The following is a 14,776-nucleotide window of genomic DNA, read 5'->3' as shown; positions in this document are numbered from 1 at the left end:
GCCCGCACCTAGGCAATAGCGGTGGGATTGGTCAGCGAATCGATGATCTTCGACTGCTCGATCACCGAGCCGGGCCACCCATGCGTGACGACGAACGGCATCGCGTTTTCGTGTTTCGAACGGACGTGGATGAAATGGATGTCCACTCCATCGATCTCGGTCACGAAGTTCGGCAGCGAATTCAGCTTCGCCTCGCCTTGCGCCAGTCGTAATTGGTCGACCAATTACGCGCGAGTTCCCGGATCATCGCGAGCGGCACGCCTTGCGAATTGTCGTTGACCGTCTCCCGATCCGGCCATCTCGTTGCCTTGATACGTCTCCGCAAGTCGATCAGTTGCGACTCAGGCGCATGCAGACGAAGCGGACGAATGGCGGTCTTGTCGCCACGGGCCGGCTGGGCAACGGCAGTAATCGGTGGATTCGCTTCCGCAAGAGCGAGCTGGCTCAGTGAGCCGGCAGCGACGGCTGCCGCTGCCACGCTAACAAAGCGACGGCAAGACGGTGACTGGGGAAGGATGTTGTCTGACACAAGTTTCTCCGATTGGCGATGAAGCCACGTTCAATTAGTCATAACGTGATCGACCGCGCCCTTGATTGCGATATTCGACGCACGGTGCGCCGCGCACGGTATAGGCGTATGCGAACGCCTGAATGTATCTTTACCGTTTCCTCGAGGGTGGTTCTGCAAGCGCTTGTAGCAATACGCCCTGTAGACAAACTTCAATATCATGGGCGTTAAGCAGTGGTTTCACCGCTTCCGAACTCTGTGGCGTGGAGTTTCACGAAGTCGTGCATGCTCGTCGGTGCCTTGCCGGTGAGCCTGAACAGATCGTCGGTCATGCGGTCGTATCTTCCCTGCGCATGAAGTTCGGCCATTACGGCGAGGTGCTTGACGAGATGTGCTGGCACGCCTGCTTCGCGGAGCTTTTCGGTCCACGCCGAAACCGGCACGTCGCGGTAGCGGATCGTCCGGCCGAGTGCCTCGGAAAAGGCACGCGCGTAGTGTTCGAGATCGGCCGACTCATATCCGGTCAGGTTATATACACGGCCGATGTGCGGCGCCGGGTCGTCGAGGATGACGGATACGGCGTGCGCCACATCGATGGCTGAGATCGGCGAGGTGCGACTGCTGCCTAGCGGCAACACGAGTTCATCGTGGTCACGCACGCCTGCATCGGCGAGACGCAGAAAGAAACCTTCGAGAAAGACCGTGGGTCGCACAGTGACGACCGGCAACCCCGACCATGCCAATACCTGCTCGGCAAGCCAGTGCAGCTTGTGCTGAGGGCTGTCGGTGGTTTCCGTGATGCTCATTTCCGTGACCGTCATCTGCGACATGTTCACGAAGGCCTCGACGCCGTGATGACGCGCCACCGACGCGATGTTGACCGTCGCCTCCAGATAGGCCGACGAGATCGACATGCCAAAGTAGATGCGCGAGCAGCCTTCAACTGCGCGATGCATCGAGGCGAGATCGGTCAGATCGCCCACCATGACCTCGGCGCCAAGCCGGCGCAGATCCTCGGCGCGCTCATCTTCACGCCGAACCAGCGCACGCACTTTATGCCCCTTGGCAATGAGCATTTCGGTGACGTTGCGACCGATGCCACCGATAGCGCCCGCCGCTCCGGTGACGAGAATCGGTCGATCATGCGTAGATTGAATCGTCATATCGTTTACCTCTTCGTTGCGTTCAATTGGATCGAAATCCGGCGGCCCTCACGACCTCTGTTGTTGCGCACGCCTGATGTCGCATCACGAATATATGCATGCACACTTAAAGACGACATTCGTCCGGATAGCGTGACTTCTCGGATCGTCTGTTCAATGTTGATGATCGCCTTGCAGGAAATCAAGCATCGTTCTGGCGACGCGTTCCGGCTGCTCTTCCTGGATGAAGTGACCGCTGTTCTCCACATTGACTGCCGTGAGATTCGCCGCTTTTTGGCCGACGACTTTCTTCATCCATCCGTAGGCCGGGCCACCCATCGCAAGGACCGGCATTTGCAGCGTGGCGTAAGTCTTGTTGTCGAGCACGTCCTGGGGGAAAGCCTGATACCACGCGTTGCTTGCGCGGATCGCGTCGGCGGTGTTATATGCCCGCTCATACACTGCGCGGTCTCGCGCATCCACCGCGCCCGCATCCAGCAAGAAATAGTTGAAGATCCAGTCCTGTTCCACCCGGATGTGTCCCGCGAGAAGCTTTTCCGGCAGCCCCTGGACCTGGTTGAACGCGAACCACCACAGATACGGGCGTGCCGTGCCCAGCTTGTCGCCAAACGCGCCTTGCGCGGGCAGCAGCGGGAACGACATCAGGCTGTCGTCGGGGTGCGGCAACTCCATCATCACGAGCTTGTCGGTGGCTTGCGGGTAGTTCTCCGCATAGGCGAAAGCCACTGCCGAGCCGATGTCGTGTCCGGCGACGCTGGCCTTGTCATAGCCCAATGATTGGACCAGTTCGTGGATGTCCTTCGACATGGTCTTCTTGTCGTACCCGTCGGCGGGCCTCGACGACGACCCCATGCCGCGCAGGTCTACGGCGATGACGGTGTAGTGCTCGGCGAGCGTCGGCATGACCTTGTGGAACGTCCACCAGGTCTCCGGCCAGCCGGGCAGCAGCACCAGCGGTTCGCCCTTGCCGCCAACGACGTAGTGCAACCGCACGCCGTTGACCTCGGCGTAGCGGTTCCTGAATCCGGCCAGCGATTTCACCAGGGCCGCGTCGGATACGGCGGCGCCCTTGGCCGTAGCGGTCTTGTGTACCACCGCTACATCAGTGCGGACTTGAGCGTTCGCCTGCGCGAAACTCGGAAAAGCGGTTAGCACAAGAGCGGCTATCGCGGCGCTCGCGGTGCCAATTCTGGCAATGACTTTCAAAGTGCATCTCCATCGATTTATAGGGACTAAATAAGCCGACCTGTTCACGAAATCGCGGTGCGCAGAACGTCCGGGTTTTGTTCAGCGCTCGATGGGTCGTGCACAGGGCGTTGATGAACATGTGCCGTGGGCGTGCGGTCGATCAACAGACTGAGCAGTTCCGGCCGGTTGTAGTGGCCGGCCGAATCCATCAACAACTTGCGTCGGTCGATCAGTGCAAAATCGAGGTCGGCGATGACTTCACCCTCACCCGACCGGAGCGGTTCACCGATCAACATGCCATCGGGGGTCACGATCGTGGTGAAGCAACCGCCGGAGATCGGGCCGATCTCGCAGCCTGTGTCCTTCATGATTTGCGCCTGCTGATCGGCATCCAGCCAGGCCGTTGCATTGACGACGAAGCAGCCGGACTCAAGCGCGTGCTGGCGGATATTGATTTCCATTCTTTGCGCAAACCCTTCACCGAACGCAGAACCCGGATACATCGCCGAATGGATCTGCTCGCCGTCGGCGATCATCGCGTAGCGCGCCAGCGGATTGTTGTGCTCAAAGCAAGCCAGTTGCCCAATGCGACCGACCTTGCTGTCGACCGCGCACAGACCCGATCCGTCCCCCTGGCCCCAGACCATTCGCTCGAAATGGGTCGGTGTGATCTTGCGGCGGCGTTGGATCAAGGTGCCGTCGGCATCGAACAGCAATTGAGTGTTGTAGATAGTTCCGCCGTCACGCTCGTTGACGCCGATCGACACCACCATGCCAGCCTTTCTGGCTGCATCGCCGATTGCATCGGTCGCGGGAGACGGTACTGCCACTGCCTGGTCGAGCAACCTCAGATGCTCGGTGCCGGACAAAAGCTGTATCGGCGTCTGGACTGCGGAGAAATACGGATAGTAGGGCACCACGGTCTCCGGGAAGGTGGCGAACTGCACACCCATCTGACCAAGCTCGTGGATCTTCTGCACGACCTTCTCGACGGTCCCTTCGCGGCTGTAGAGAACCGGGCTGATCTGGACGGCGGCGGCTTTGACGACTTTCATTACAAACTCCTTGATGACTATCATAGGACGGGCGTGGAGCGCCCTGCTACGCTGCATATGCAACATTGGTGACTAAAGAAAATTATGTGCGACGCGGCAGTTCGCCCGCCACGCCCATGAGCGCATTGGCACCAACCGCTCCGAGGAGGGTCGTGCCTTTAGTCTGGGCAGCCGACCACGCGGACGCGGCGTTACGGAGCAATGTTTTGCCTTCTTCCGTCGGCGAAAGGGCGCGACTGCGACCATCGTTTCCCGGGACGTCTTCGGAGACCAGCCCCTGCGAGATGAGCGGCCGCAAATTCCTTGTCAACGTCGACCGATCGTGAAAATTCCTGCGCCCGAGGGCCGACCGGCTGAGTGGGGCAAACTCGACGATCAGTACAAGCAGGGTGAATTGACAGGCATTTATGCCGAAGGGCCGTAGCTGCTCGTCGTAGATGGCAGTCAAGACCCTGGAAATTTGCCGCGTACGCGTCAGCAGACAGTTCCGCGCAATCTCGCTGCTCACGTCATCTTCCACTTTGTGTTGAACGTCTAAAATCATGCTCGACTCATGTTGTTTATGCGATACGTTGAAGGACAAATTTCGGAGTGTCAGCGAATCCTCCGGCCTAAACGAGCGTGGCTGAGACGGCTACGCTGCTCTGCAAACTCACTACTCGATGGACGTATTTGATCGCGTAGACGTATCCCGCATGTGTCGAGCAAAGGCGGCTTTTATGAGCTTTCGTGTCACGGCGCTCAGCAAATACATTGCGATACGAAGCTAAACCACCGCGTCAGCGACACCTGTCCGAAGTTCACGTGCCTTTTCGCGGCGCCGACGTGCCAGTCGGGAATAAGCTGGGCGCCCAAACGGTCAGCTGCGGCCCGCATTCACGGCGTCGGCGTCCGGCCCGCTCAGATAGAGGTCACGGAACCGCTCGTCAACCCGTTCCCGCATCAGTTTCGAAAACAGCATCGCCGCATTCAGCGGGCGATGATTGATCACCACAGAGTCGGCTTCGCCCTGTTCGTTCAGGTGCGCCACGAGCAGAGTTTCAATCGGTACCCCCTGAATCTGCGCGCGGTAGGACTCCATATACAGGCCGTTGCCGATCTGGCCCATGTAGCTGTGATGTTGAAACTCGTAGAGCGAGACCGCGTGCTTGATCACAGACAGGATGTTCGCCCGCCCTTGGACCGGACGCTTCAGGACAGTCGCCTCAAGCGTCGCATCGTCGGCCAACCTGGCCAGCCAGAGCGGCGGCCCACCTGCAGGAGCCAGGACTGGTGCCGTATCGTTGAATTTCATGTCGGGTTTTCCTTCGGTTGTATGAACGTTGGCAGCGGGCGCGGGCATCCGCTCCCGCACCGCTAGCACTACATGTGACGCTGTTACGGCCTGGCACTTCCAGAGCTAATGGCATCAACGGCGGCTTCCAGCGTGATGCGTGCCTTTTCGCGCCGTCTCCGCGCGAGTCGTTCCTCGCCGACGCTGCATTCGGACTCACCGGCCAGTAGCGCATGAATGGCGGGCAGCCTGAAGATTGCGCCGCGACTGCCCCAGGTACCGTCCGGAATTTCTGTTGGAAAGACCCATACCCGCGATGCGACCTCGTCGAACGGTCGGCCCTCGGCGCGGGCGACCGCTTCCGTGACGGCTTTAACCAGCGCGTTACGCGACTCGTCGGTGTATTGCCCCTCGGGCGCCGAAGGAATAATCCGGTAGCGTACTGCCTTCGAGCGCTCTCCTCCGACGAATACCGCGGCCGGTCGGTGGAGATGAAACACAGTTACGCTCTGCGCAACCGGATTGCCCGGGTCGTACCCTTCCGCTTTGATCAGGATGTCAGTCAGTTCTTTGACCAGACGTGCTTCCGCTTCAGGCGTCAAGGCATCTTCCGGCCACAGTGCGTCGATCATTGGCATGGTGTCACTCCTTCTTCAGGTGTCTCGGTTCGCCGATCATCGGCCTTTACGGGCAGAGCTGGAAGTGGCAGTATTGCCATCATTCGAGGAATATCAGACACATACGCAAATGATCACGATCCGGATCTGGGTCTATGACGGAATCCTGGCATCCGGCGTCGCGGGACCCATCGACGTCCTCAACGCCGCCAATCAACTGAGTGCACGGGAAGTCGCACATAGTCGCCATCCTTCCCCCATGTTCACCTGGCGCGTGGAATCGCTGGACGGAGGACCGGTCAAGGCCGCATCGGGCCAGAGCATTTCCGTGGACGGGAAAATCGATCCACGCAAGCGTTCGGACGCCATTCTGGTAACGGCCCCTTTCTTTTCCAACATGGACGAGTTCATCGGCCGCCGGAAGCAGTTGAACGCACTGTCTTCCGCGCTACGTCGCCAACGCGAGGCCGGCGCCGTGCTGGCCGCATACTGCACCGGCAACTATCTGCTTGCCGAGGCGGGCTTGCTGGACGGCCGGGTCGCCACAACACACTGGGCCACTGCGGCGGACTTCGCCCGACGCTATCCGCGTGTCGAACTTCGGGCCTCGGAGGTCCTGACCGCGCAAGATCGCATCATCTCAGGCGGTTCTGTGACGTCCTATCTCAATCTCGCCGTGCGGCTGGTCGAAATGTTCGCGGGCGAGAAGCTTGCCGCGATGACCGCCAAGTCGCTATTGATCGACATGAACCGGACTTCTCAAGCTTCCTACGCGAAGCTTCTTGACGAACACGGACATGCCGATCCGCTCATCGCACGAGCTCAACAGCGCATGGAGGCGACACTTCAGCAGGGGTTTCGGCTGAGCGAGCTCGCCGCTTGGCTCGCCGTCAGCGAACGGACGCTTAACCGGCGTTTCAAGCTGGCAGTAGGCCTAGCGCCATTGACGTATCTGCAGAACCTGCGCATCGAAGTAGCCAAACAGTTGCTCGAATCAAGGCCCATTGGCCTTGAGATGGTCAGTCAACGCGTCGGCTATGGTGACCTCAGCACATTCCGACAACTGTTCAAGCGCAAGACCGGTCTTTCGCCGAGCGAATATCAAATGCGATTCGCGCGCACGTCGATCACGGATGATACAGAAAGCAAGTCGCACGGCTTTCTCGATTAGCAATCCGCAACGCCGCAAAGACGGGATGCCCCGGAACCGATCCAGGATGCCGTTGATTGCGCAAGTCGATGCACAGCCTTGACTCTGGATTGGCCGATCTTGCGACAGACGAGCTCGACGCTCGATCGTGATGCTCGTGTGTTCCCTTACCTACCTCCACCACGATCCATTTGCCACGACCTTGCCTTCCCAGTACGACATTGGACAAGCGAAATTCCTGAAACCAGCTAGACACGCGACGCCAGGATGGCCGATGACGCAATGTTCGTCTCGACGAATCGAATGGCCCTTTGCCGAGTGGACCCGACGTCCGAACGCCCGAGCGATGACGTGGGCGATTGGCGCTTCATGGCTGCGATCTGAGCCATTGCCCCGTGTCGCATAATCATCACACAAGACCAGCTTCGTGGTGGACTCGCACAGGCGGGCCTACCGAGGCCCGTCATTGAGGCCGTGGCCTGGTCAAACGGCTCATGCGCGTCATGACGTTGTCCGTCTGCGTCTACCACCGCCTTCATCGCCACAACGGCGAGACAGTCTGCCCGCGTTGCCTGCCTCTCCAAGAAGACCGGCGGCGCAGCGGTCCAGTACGCTCTCTAGTCAAAGAATGAAACGCTTCCCTACCGCCGAAGATACGACTCGATCCTTGAACCGTGTTGCCAGTGCGCCCATTGCCCGCCAACCGGTGCAATGCGCGCCGGCGATCAGACTAAGATTGAACTGTTCTAGCGCTTCGACAGTGTCTGGAATGATGCTTTCTGTTGCACCTGACAAATGGAAGCCGCCTAGTACCCCGTAGATCGGGACGTCAGGGAAGCGATTGCTTGCATGAGTTAATACGTTGATGAGACCTGCGTGCGAACAGGCTGTAAAAACAAACAAACCCTTGTTAGCGATATGCACGGCAACAAATCGTTCATCCACGAGGAGTTCGTCCAACTCCCATTCGCCGTCAGGGCCAAGCCTGTGCTGGCCAGGCATACCTCGCTCGAAGCTAGTCACACGCGGGATTTCACCGCTAACGTAGAATGATTTCGACAGAACCGCCTGTTCAGCTCTCGTAATAATTAGTTCTGCACCGTTACCAGCAAGCACCTGCTGGTTTGGAATATCCTCCATCGGCATCATGCGGCCCTGCGGATTCTTGACCGCTCGCGATGCGAACATTTCTGGATGCATATAGGTTGGGACGGGCTTTCCACCGTTTGCCAAAGTTATCATCTGCAGTGCCCGTGGCATCGCTGCTGCATGATCCCAATGTCCATGTGAAAGCACCATCGCGCCGACCTTGCCGAGGTCGAGGTCGAGCCTGACGATGTTACGTTCGAATACCCACTCGTCAGGCCCCGTATCAAACAGAAGTGAGTGCGACGTGTCGCCAATTCGGGCTGTAATCAGGCAAGACAAGCCGTGAGCGGCGCAACAAAGACATTTTCCGCCAAGCCATTTCATCCCGCGCCGCCAGGCGCCGGCAACCTCCGTTTCCACATACTTTGGATTTGATGAAAGGATATCGGTAACGTTATCGACTATGACCGCAATCTCCAGGCTGTCGATCGTCTCAATCATATCCGCCTCCTTAGCCGGCTGTTTCCAGGTAGATTCTAAGCTCACAATGAGCGGCTGGTGTAGGTCGCGATCCGACCGGGCCGAGACGGTCCGGTCGCTGGATCCTGACCTGATTCAATTCTCGGAGGACCGAGACATCGCGTGGGGACGGTGCGCCCTCACGGATCAGGTTGTCGCGCCTGGGAACCGCGAGATTGAAGGCCGCGGAAAGGGTAACGTGACCCCTCGAAACCTTGAGAATTGGCGCTTTTACACAACCGTGGCCGATTACTGCCGACTGCATCGGGCAGTAGCCGGCCGACCCCTGCAGCGGACGCTCATCGTGCCCGCTCAGATCGTCAACAATCAGAAATTCAACGTTTGCCGTTGCTGCTTGCGACCTAACGCCGACTACCCTTGAACTCCGAACTGATTTCGGTACCTAGCACCTTGCGTGGCGAACAGTCGCCGCGAGAGCCCAACCTGATCAGTCCCGCAGCAAACCTTCCGCCAAAAGTGCTTCCCGGACTTGCGGGCGACCAGCCATGCGTTGCTGAAACGCGGTGATAGCGGGCAGCCGCGATAAATCCAGGCCAACGTGCTTTGCCCAATTTGTTACCGTAAAAAGATAGGCGTCGCTATCCCAGCAACCATTGCTGGGACGTCAGGGATCGCTCCAGTAATGCATAATATTTTAAGAGTACTTCTTGCCTTTTTCTGCGGATCAGTTCGGGCGTCTCGGGATTGAAGAGCGGGGCGTAACTCGTGTGCAAATCGGAATGAATGAAACCAAGCCATTCCTGCAGGCGGTACCGCGCCATCGTCCCATTGCGAGGAACGAGATCGCGTTCTGGCTTCAAGTCCGCGAGGAACTGCATGATTGCAGGACCTTCCGTAAGAAAACTCCTGTCGTCCAGTTCGAGCACTGGAACGTTTCCCTTTGGATTGATTGTGAAAAAGTCGATTTCGCCTTGCGTGCGCTTCGACGAAATGTCCACCTTTTCGAGTTCAATTGCGATACCGACTTCGCGTGCGACGATATGTGACGCAAGCGAGCACGCTCCCGGCGAGTAATAAAGCTTCATGTTTGATCCTGACAAGGAGTTAAAACAATTGTGCTACGATCGATCTCACCTTAATCGTCACGCGCATCAGATGGTGGCGCAAAATAGGACGACATGAGCAGTCCGCGCCGATATAATCCGGTAACTTCCAGGTTACTAAACCACAACGGCGAGATAGCCTGCCCGCGTCGCCTGCCTCTCCAAGAAAACCGGCGGCACAGCAGCCCAGTACGCTCTAGCGCTTTCTACTGGGGGGAAGACAGATTCAAAAGCTTACTCAACGGCTTCAGTGGGCCTATTGGGAGGAGCGAGAATGTCAATAAGTGCGCTTTCCCCAAGGGAAGTGCCTCAAGCATTTCATGCGCTTGATTTACGTCCGTAACGCTCAGGATGAACGCCACCCCAGCCCGGTCTTGTAGTGAATACCACTGGTCAATCTTGCCCTCGAGGTAGAGCTGCGCCGTCTCGCGAACTTCGGTCGGAAGAATGTGTTGGACAAGTTGCATGTCCGTGCCCGGCGGAAAGGTGCCAATCGCCAATATTTTCGTGGTTGGCGTGATTGGCATCGGAGTGGTTTGCGACATGGAAACTCCAGCAGAAGCGACCAGCACAGAGGCTGTTGTCAAATTAAGAAGAAGGCGTTTCATCCAACGTCCTGCACCGACATGTCGGCGGAGATTCTGGCCAGTTGGGCAAGATCGGCCGTGGCAGCAAGCCCACGCGTGTGTAAGTGGTCGAGGGCGTCCAGTTGCTGTGGTGTGAGCGGCTGATCCTCCGGCCCGAAGACCGTGAGCGCGATCTTCAGCCGCTCGGTCAGGCCGGTCGCGCGATAGTGTTCGCGTGCGCCATCAAGTGCATCAGTCATTGCAAAATCCTCACTCGTGAATTGCTGGTGCCAAGGTATCATCGATTTCCGCAAGCGACTATTCATCACAATGTTGACGGGCCATGAAGCAGAACTTCACAGTCAGGCAGGGCGCGCTGGACGGCGTGGAGGTGTTCCTGAGCGTTGCCCAGCATCGCAGTTTTCGCAAGGCAGCCGCGGAGCTCGGTGTGACGCCGTCGGCTATCAGCCAGACGGTGCGTGTACTCGAAGCGCGCATTGGCGCAGCGCTCTTCATACGCACCACGCGCAGTGTCGGCTTGACCGAAGCCGGCGAACAGTTTCTCGCGCGCGCAAAGCCTGCCTTCGAGGAACTGGTCGCCGCCAGTGAGGTTGCGCGTGGACTCGGCCAGCGGCCGGCCGGATTGCTGCGTCTCTCGGTGCCGCGCGCGATAATCCCGATTCTGCTGGAGCTGGTCGCATCGTTCTGCCGGGCTTATCCCGAGGTCGAGGTGGAGCTTGCTGCGAGCAAGGAGGTGACCGACCTTGCGGCCGAAGGATTCGATGCCGCTGTCCGGCAGGGGCATCTCGTTGCTCCCGATATGGTCGCGGTGCCAATGACGCCACCATTTCGTCTCATCGTCGTCGGCAGCCCTGCCTACTTCGCGGAGCGCAGCCGGCCCACTCACCCGAACGACCTGCGCCAACATGCATGCTTGCGATGGCGGCGATCCAACGGCGCGCTCGCGCTATGGTCATTCAACGATAACGACCAAACGATCGAGATCGCCGTATCCGGCCCCCTCATCGCCAGTGACTTTCCCACCGTGCTTGGCGCGGCGATAGAAGGCCTGGGCCTTGCCCAGTTACCTGAGCCGCTGGCCGCTGTTGGGTTGAGGTCGGGAAAACTTGTAGAGGTGCTGGAGGCGTACGCGCCGGTGAGGCCCGGGGTGTTTCTCTGCTATCCAGGCCGGCAGATCATGCCGAAGCTGCGCGCGTTCATCGATCATGTGAAGAGCCGCACGGCAGGCGATGGCAAGGTCCGGGTACAAGCTGACGCGAGGCGCGCGGGGTCTCGAAAAAGAGGCTGATAGTCTGCGTGAATTCCATGCATGGGACTGCGTTCGACTCTTCAGTAGCGCATTGGCTCCCGGCATGGTCCAGCGCATTCCTCTTCATGCGTTGACCGATCACATAGTCGACGACCGATTCCGCTCCTGCGCTTGAAATAGGCAACCCTTGCGCACGTCGCTGCTGATAGTTGACGAGATAGCGGGAGCAACATCGCAGATAACGAATCACCCGCCCTAGCGGGATTGCGAGCGCCAACCCATCCTGTGTCGCGTCGCAGCGACTCCAGCCTTTCCAGGCAGCGCGCCGACTCACCATGCCACAACAGCCACTTCGCTTTGATCACGCGCTCACGTAGCCGATTCTTCGTGTAAGAATCAGTGCCGCGCAGACCTCGGAGCGACATCAAAAGGTTCTCGAATCGCATGCCAATGTGGTACCAGTCCAGCACGCGCGCCGTCGCGGCCGGGGCCGTCCGTGGACTCTAAACACAGGGCCGCTACGCCGCGGCCAGTTCCCCGGCCCTGTGGAAGAATCGCAGGGCCATGCGGTCTCCGCAAGCGGCATCGATTCCTTCAAGGGTGACCAGATGAACTGCGGGCAAGCCGCAAGCCTGCTCCGCCCGCACCTGGAGGATGGCAGGCACCCACGGCAACGCCCCCTCCTTCCGCCTGACCGCGCCGGCGTAATTGTCTGGCGCGGGCATGCACATCCCCACCGGCAGCACCACCGAGATGGCGCGTTCCGAACGCGATGGCGCGGCGGCGATGGTCCCGGTAATTTCATGCGGACGCTCAAGCAACGCAGCCGCTGCGCTCACTTCACCAAGCTGGATCAGCCGCCGCGTTTCGCTCGACGAGCAATGATTGCCACTACCCGCTTCTGCGGGCGCACGCAACGCAGCGGGATGCACGTGATAGCCCCATTGCGTGCCCAGCGTGCGCAGGTAATCGACGTTGCCCTTGCGCCCGCGGCCGCAGGCGAAGTTCTCGCCCACCACGAGCGCGCGCATGCCAAGGTGTGCGACCAGCGTGTCGCCGACAAAGGTCTCGACGCTCTCCGCGCTGCGCAATTTATCGAAACGCAGCACCAGGCAGGTATCCACTTCGCCAGTGGCCGCAAGCAAGGCAATGCGATCATCAAGAGTGGACAGCAACGGCGGCGGCCCTTCGGGACGGATCACGGCGCGGGGGTGCGGATCGAAGGTCACCAGCACGGTGGGCAGGCCGGCTTCCCGGCCCCGGGCACGCAGCAACGAGAGCACGCGCCGATGCCCACGATGCACGCCGTCGAACATGCCGATGGACACAACCGCGCCGCGCGGCGCGAATTCATTGGCTTCGGTGATGACTTGCATTGACTTGTCTCCCACGCGGTAGGCATTCGCAAAAACACAGCCGAGGCAACGCGCCTCAGGGGCATGCAGCGAATCCTATGGCGTGAAACGCCTTGCATCCAAGGCAGGCAGGAGCATAGGGACTATAACCAACCGTCGTCGGAGGGTTTACCTCTACGCGATTTCCCTCGGATTTCCCTCAGCCAGGCTGTGCCGCCTCGTGACGCTGGAACAGCTTGCGCAGCACTGAACGAATCCACTGGTTGCCCGCCTCGCGATGCACGCGGTCGTGCCAGTAGAGCGCGATCTCGATGTTCGGCAGCGCCAGCGGCGGCTCCACCAGTTGCAGCCCCATGTCCTTGGCCAGCACCGTGCCCAGCGTCATCGGCAACATCACCACCGCATCGGAATGCTTCGCGATCATGGCTGCGGCCGTGAACATCGGCACGCGGCAGACGATGTGCTCGCGCGGCACCGCGGCCTCCAGGATGCGCTCGACCGACAGGTGCTCATGGCCGGTGCCGGCCGCCGTCACCAGCACGTGCTTCTCCGCGACGAACTCCGCCAGGCTTGGCTTGGGGCCAAGGCGCGGATGGCCGCTGCGTGTCACCGCCGCATAGCGCTCGCGCCATAGCGGCTGCCTGCGCACGCTTTGCATCAGGTCGGGAAACGAGCCCACCGCAATATCCACCAGCCCGGATTCCAGCCACAGATCGATGTGCTGGGCGTCGCAGTTGACCGCCTGCACGCGCACGCGCGGGGCCGCTGTCGCCAGGTGGTTGATGATGGGCGGCAGCATCTGCGCCACACCCGCATCGATGATGAAAAAGCTGAAGGTGCGCTCGGCGGCGGCGGGATCGAAGGACACGTGGTCCGAGCGCAGCGCGCGCATGCGCTCAAGAATCCCGCGTACCGGCTCCGCCAGCGCGAGCGCCTTCGGGGTCGGCTCCATGCGCAGCGATACGCGCACGAACAGCGGATCGCCGAAATACAGCCGCAGCCGAGCCAGCGTCTTGCTCAGCGCGGGCTGAGTGAGATTGAGCACGCGCGCCGCCTTGGTGAGGCTGCGCTCGGCCAGCAGAACTTCGAACACCTGCAGGTGATGGAGGCCCAGTTCGTCTTCATTCCTTTGGGGAATAGTGTCCATGACGTCATCTCGATAGTAGAAGTCCTGCATTCCAATTAGTCTACTTTCAACGCTCGGCCTTGAACACAAGAAGCGTGTCTTCCCGACGATGGTGCGAAGACGGCCCCACTATCGGGCAACATCCCCAAAGGAGATTCATCATGCCAGGCTTTCCCTTTATGGCACGCGACGACAAGCATGACGAGACGCCTGCCGCGCATTTGGCATCGCTTCCCGACGCAGCGGACATTCGGCCCGGGATCACGGCACAGGCCTTCCGCGACGCGCTCGCCAAGGCCGTCACGCCGGTCACCGTGATTGCCACCGACGGTGTCGGCGGCGTGGCCGGTGTCACCTGCTCTGCAGTCTGCTCGGTCTGCGACAACCCGCCCACGGTACTGGTCTGTATCAATCGCAAGAGCTACGCCAACGCCATCATTAAGGAAAACGGCGTACTCAGCGTGAACTGGCTGCAAGCCGAACAGTCGGGGCTGTCGCAGGTGTTTGCCGGCGCCGGCGCGCTGCCCATGCCCGAGCGCTTCGCCGCCGGGGACTGGAGCCGCCTGCTCACCGGCGCGCCGTGCAGCAAGTCCGCCATGGTGGCCCTGGACTGCTGCGTTGCCGACGCGTACGAAGTCGGCACCCACAGCATCTTCCTGGCACATGTGCTGGCGGCAACCCACGCCGAAGCCGTGTCGCCGCTGGTCTATTGCCAGCGCGCCTATGCCACCACGCAACCCGTCGCCGCATGACCGCCCCGTCGTGTCGGCAACCAACCGCCAACAAATACCAGGCCACGCCATCGAGCACCGCCTGCCGCCATTGCAGCACCA

14 protein-coding genes and 2 pseudogenes are annotated in these 14,776 nt (G+C 60.0%); 3 read left to right on the top strand and 13 right to left on the bottom strand.

Features of this window, described 5'->3' with window-relative positions:
• Positions 1-17: 17 nt before the first annotated feature.
• The 7 genes and pseudogenes from ACYP5B_RS13610 to ACYP5B_RS13580 form a co-directional block, all read right to left on the bottom strand.
• Positions 18-529, bottom strand: a pseudogene (locus ACYP5B_RS13610) (epoxide hydrolase N-terminal domain-containing protein); the annotation flags it as partial.
• Positions 530-735: 206 nt separating this feature from the next.
• Complete coding sequence (locus tag ACYP5B_RS13605) at positions 736-1,671, bottom strand: SDR family NAD(P)-dependent oxidoreductase (RefSeq protein ID WP_459569992.1); 936 nt, start codon at positions 1,669-1,671, stop codon at positions 736-738.
• Between the two features lie 153 nt (positions 1,672-1,824).
• Positions 1,825-2,877, bottom strand: a complete 1,053-nt coding sequence (locus ACYP5B_RS13600; RefSeq protein WP_459569990.1) for an alpha/beta fold hydrolase — start codon at positions 2,875-2,877, stop codon at positions 1,825-1,827.
• A 44-nt stretch (positions 2,878-2,921) separates the two neighbouring features.
• A complete protein-coding gene (locus ACYP5B_RS13595) occupies positions 2,922-3,914 on the bottom strand; it encodes a carbon-nitrogen hydrolase family protein (protein ID WP_459569989.1) in 993 nt (330 codons plus the stop codon).
• A gap of 82 nt (positions 3,915-3,996) precedes the next feature.
• Entirely contained in the window at positions 3,997-4,458 is a 462-nt protein-coding gene (locus tag ACYP5B_RS13590; protein WP_459569988.1) for a MarR family winged helix-turn-helix transcriptional regulator, read from the bottom strand.
• Positions 4,459-4,773: 315 nt separating this feature from the next.
• Positions 4,774-5,208, bottom strand: a complete 435-nt coding sequence (locus ACYP5B_RS13585) for a hypothetical protein (protein WP_459569987.1) — start codon at positions 5,206-5,208, stop codon at positions 4,774-4,776.
• A gap of 83 nt (positions 5,209-5,291) precedes the next feature.
• Positions 5,292-5,825, bottom strand: a complete 534-nt coding sequence (locus tag ACYP5B_RS13580; RefSeq protein WP_459569986.1) for a tautomerase family protein — start codon at positions 5,823-5,825, stop codon at positions 5,292-5,294.
• A 109-nt stretch (positions 5,826-5,934) separates the two neighbouring features.
• On the opposite strand from ACYP5B_RS13580, the gene ACYP5B_RS13575 reads away from it, so the two are divergent.
• Positions 5,935-6,975 (top strand): GlxA family transcriptional regulator, encoded by a 1,041-nt coding sequence (locus ACYP5B_RS13575; protein WP_459570011.1) that lies wholly within the window; start codon positions 5,935-5,937, stop codon positions 6,973-6,975.
• A 600-nt stretch (positions 6,976-7,575) separates the two neighbouring features.
• Here ACYP5B_RS13575 and ACYP5B_RS13570 read toward each other — a convergent pair.
• The 4 genes and pseudogenes from ACYP5B_RS13570 to ACYP5B_RS13555 all read right to left on the bottom strand — a co-directional run bounded on the left by ACYP5B_RS13570 (position 7,576) and on the right by ACYP5B_RS13555 (position 10,452).
• Positions 7,576-8,544, bottom strand: a complete 969-nt coding sequence (locus ACYP5B_RS13570; RefSeq protein WP_459569984.1) for an MBL fold metallo-hydrolase — start codon at positions 8,542-8,544, stop codon at positions 7,576-7,578.
• A 466-nt stretch (positions 8,545-9,010) separates the two neighbouring features.
• Positions 9,011-9,608 (bottom strand): annotated as a pseudogene (gene gstA, locus ACYP5B_RS13565) (glutathione transferase GstA).
• A gap of 224 nt (positions 9,609-9,832) precedes the next feature.
• Complete coding sequence (locus ACYP5B_RS13560) at positions 9,833-10,234, bottom strand: hypothetical protein (protein ID WP_459569983.1); 402 nt, start codon at positions 10,232-10,234, stop codon at positions 9,833-9,835.
• On the bottom strand, positions 10,231-10,452 hold the full coding sequence (locus tag ACYP5B_RS13555) for a hypothetical protein (protein ID WP_459569982.1): 222 nt from the start codon (positions 10,450-10,452) through the stop codon (positions 10,231-10,233). Before ACYP5B_RS13555 ends, ACYP5B_RS13560 begins: the two co-directional genes overlap by 4 nt.
• Positions 10,453-10,535: 83 nt before the next feature.
• Here ACYP5B_RS13555 and ACYP5B_RS13550 point away from each other — a divergent pair, with 83 nt between their 5' ends.
• Positions 10,536-11,501 carry a LysR family transcriptional regulator gene (locus ACYP5B_RS13550; RefSeq protein WP_459569981.1) on the top strand — a complete coding sequence of 322 codons (966 nt, stop codon included), beginning with the start codon at positions 10,536-10,538 and terminating at the stop codon, positions 11,499-11,501.
• 479 nt (positions 11,502-11,980) lie between these two features.
• Here the strand turns inward: ACYP5B_RS13550 and ACYP5B_RS13545 are convergent, their stop codons facing one another.
• Both ACYP5B_RS13545 and ACYP5B_RS13540 read right to left on the bottom strand, forming a co-directional pair.
• Positions 11,981-12,838, bottom strand: coding sequence for an FAD synthetase family protein (locus tag ACYP5B_RS13545; protein ID WP_459569979.1), 858 nt, complete (start codon positions 12,836-12,838; stop codon positions 11,981-11,983).
• Between the two features lie 178 nt (positions 12,839-13,016).
• The gene (locus ACYP5B_RS13540; RefSeq protein ID WP_459569978.1) at positions 13,017-13,964 is read right to left on the bottom strand and encodes a LysR family transcriptional regulator; all 948 of its coding nucleotides are present in this window, start codon (positions 13,962-13,964) and stop codon (positions 13,017-13,019) included.
• A 140-nt stretch (positions 13,965-14,104) separates the two neighbouring features.
• Between ACYP5B_RS13540 and ACYP5B_RS13535 the strand changes: the two genes are divergently transcribed.
• The gene (locus ACYP5B_RS13535) at positions 14,105-14,695 is read left to right on the top strand and encodes a flavin reductase (protein WP_459569977.1); all 591 of its coding nucleotides are present in this window, start codon (positions 14,105-14,107) and stop codon (positions 14,693-14,695) included.
• Positions 14,696-14,776 lie beyond the last annotated feature (81 nt).

It is taken from the genome of Cupriavidus sp. 8B (assembly GCF_054589115.1).
Note: the sequence above shows the minus strand (reverse complement) of the source record. Positions and strands in the feature narration are given on the sequence as shown.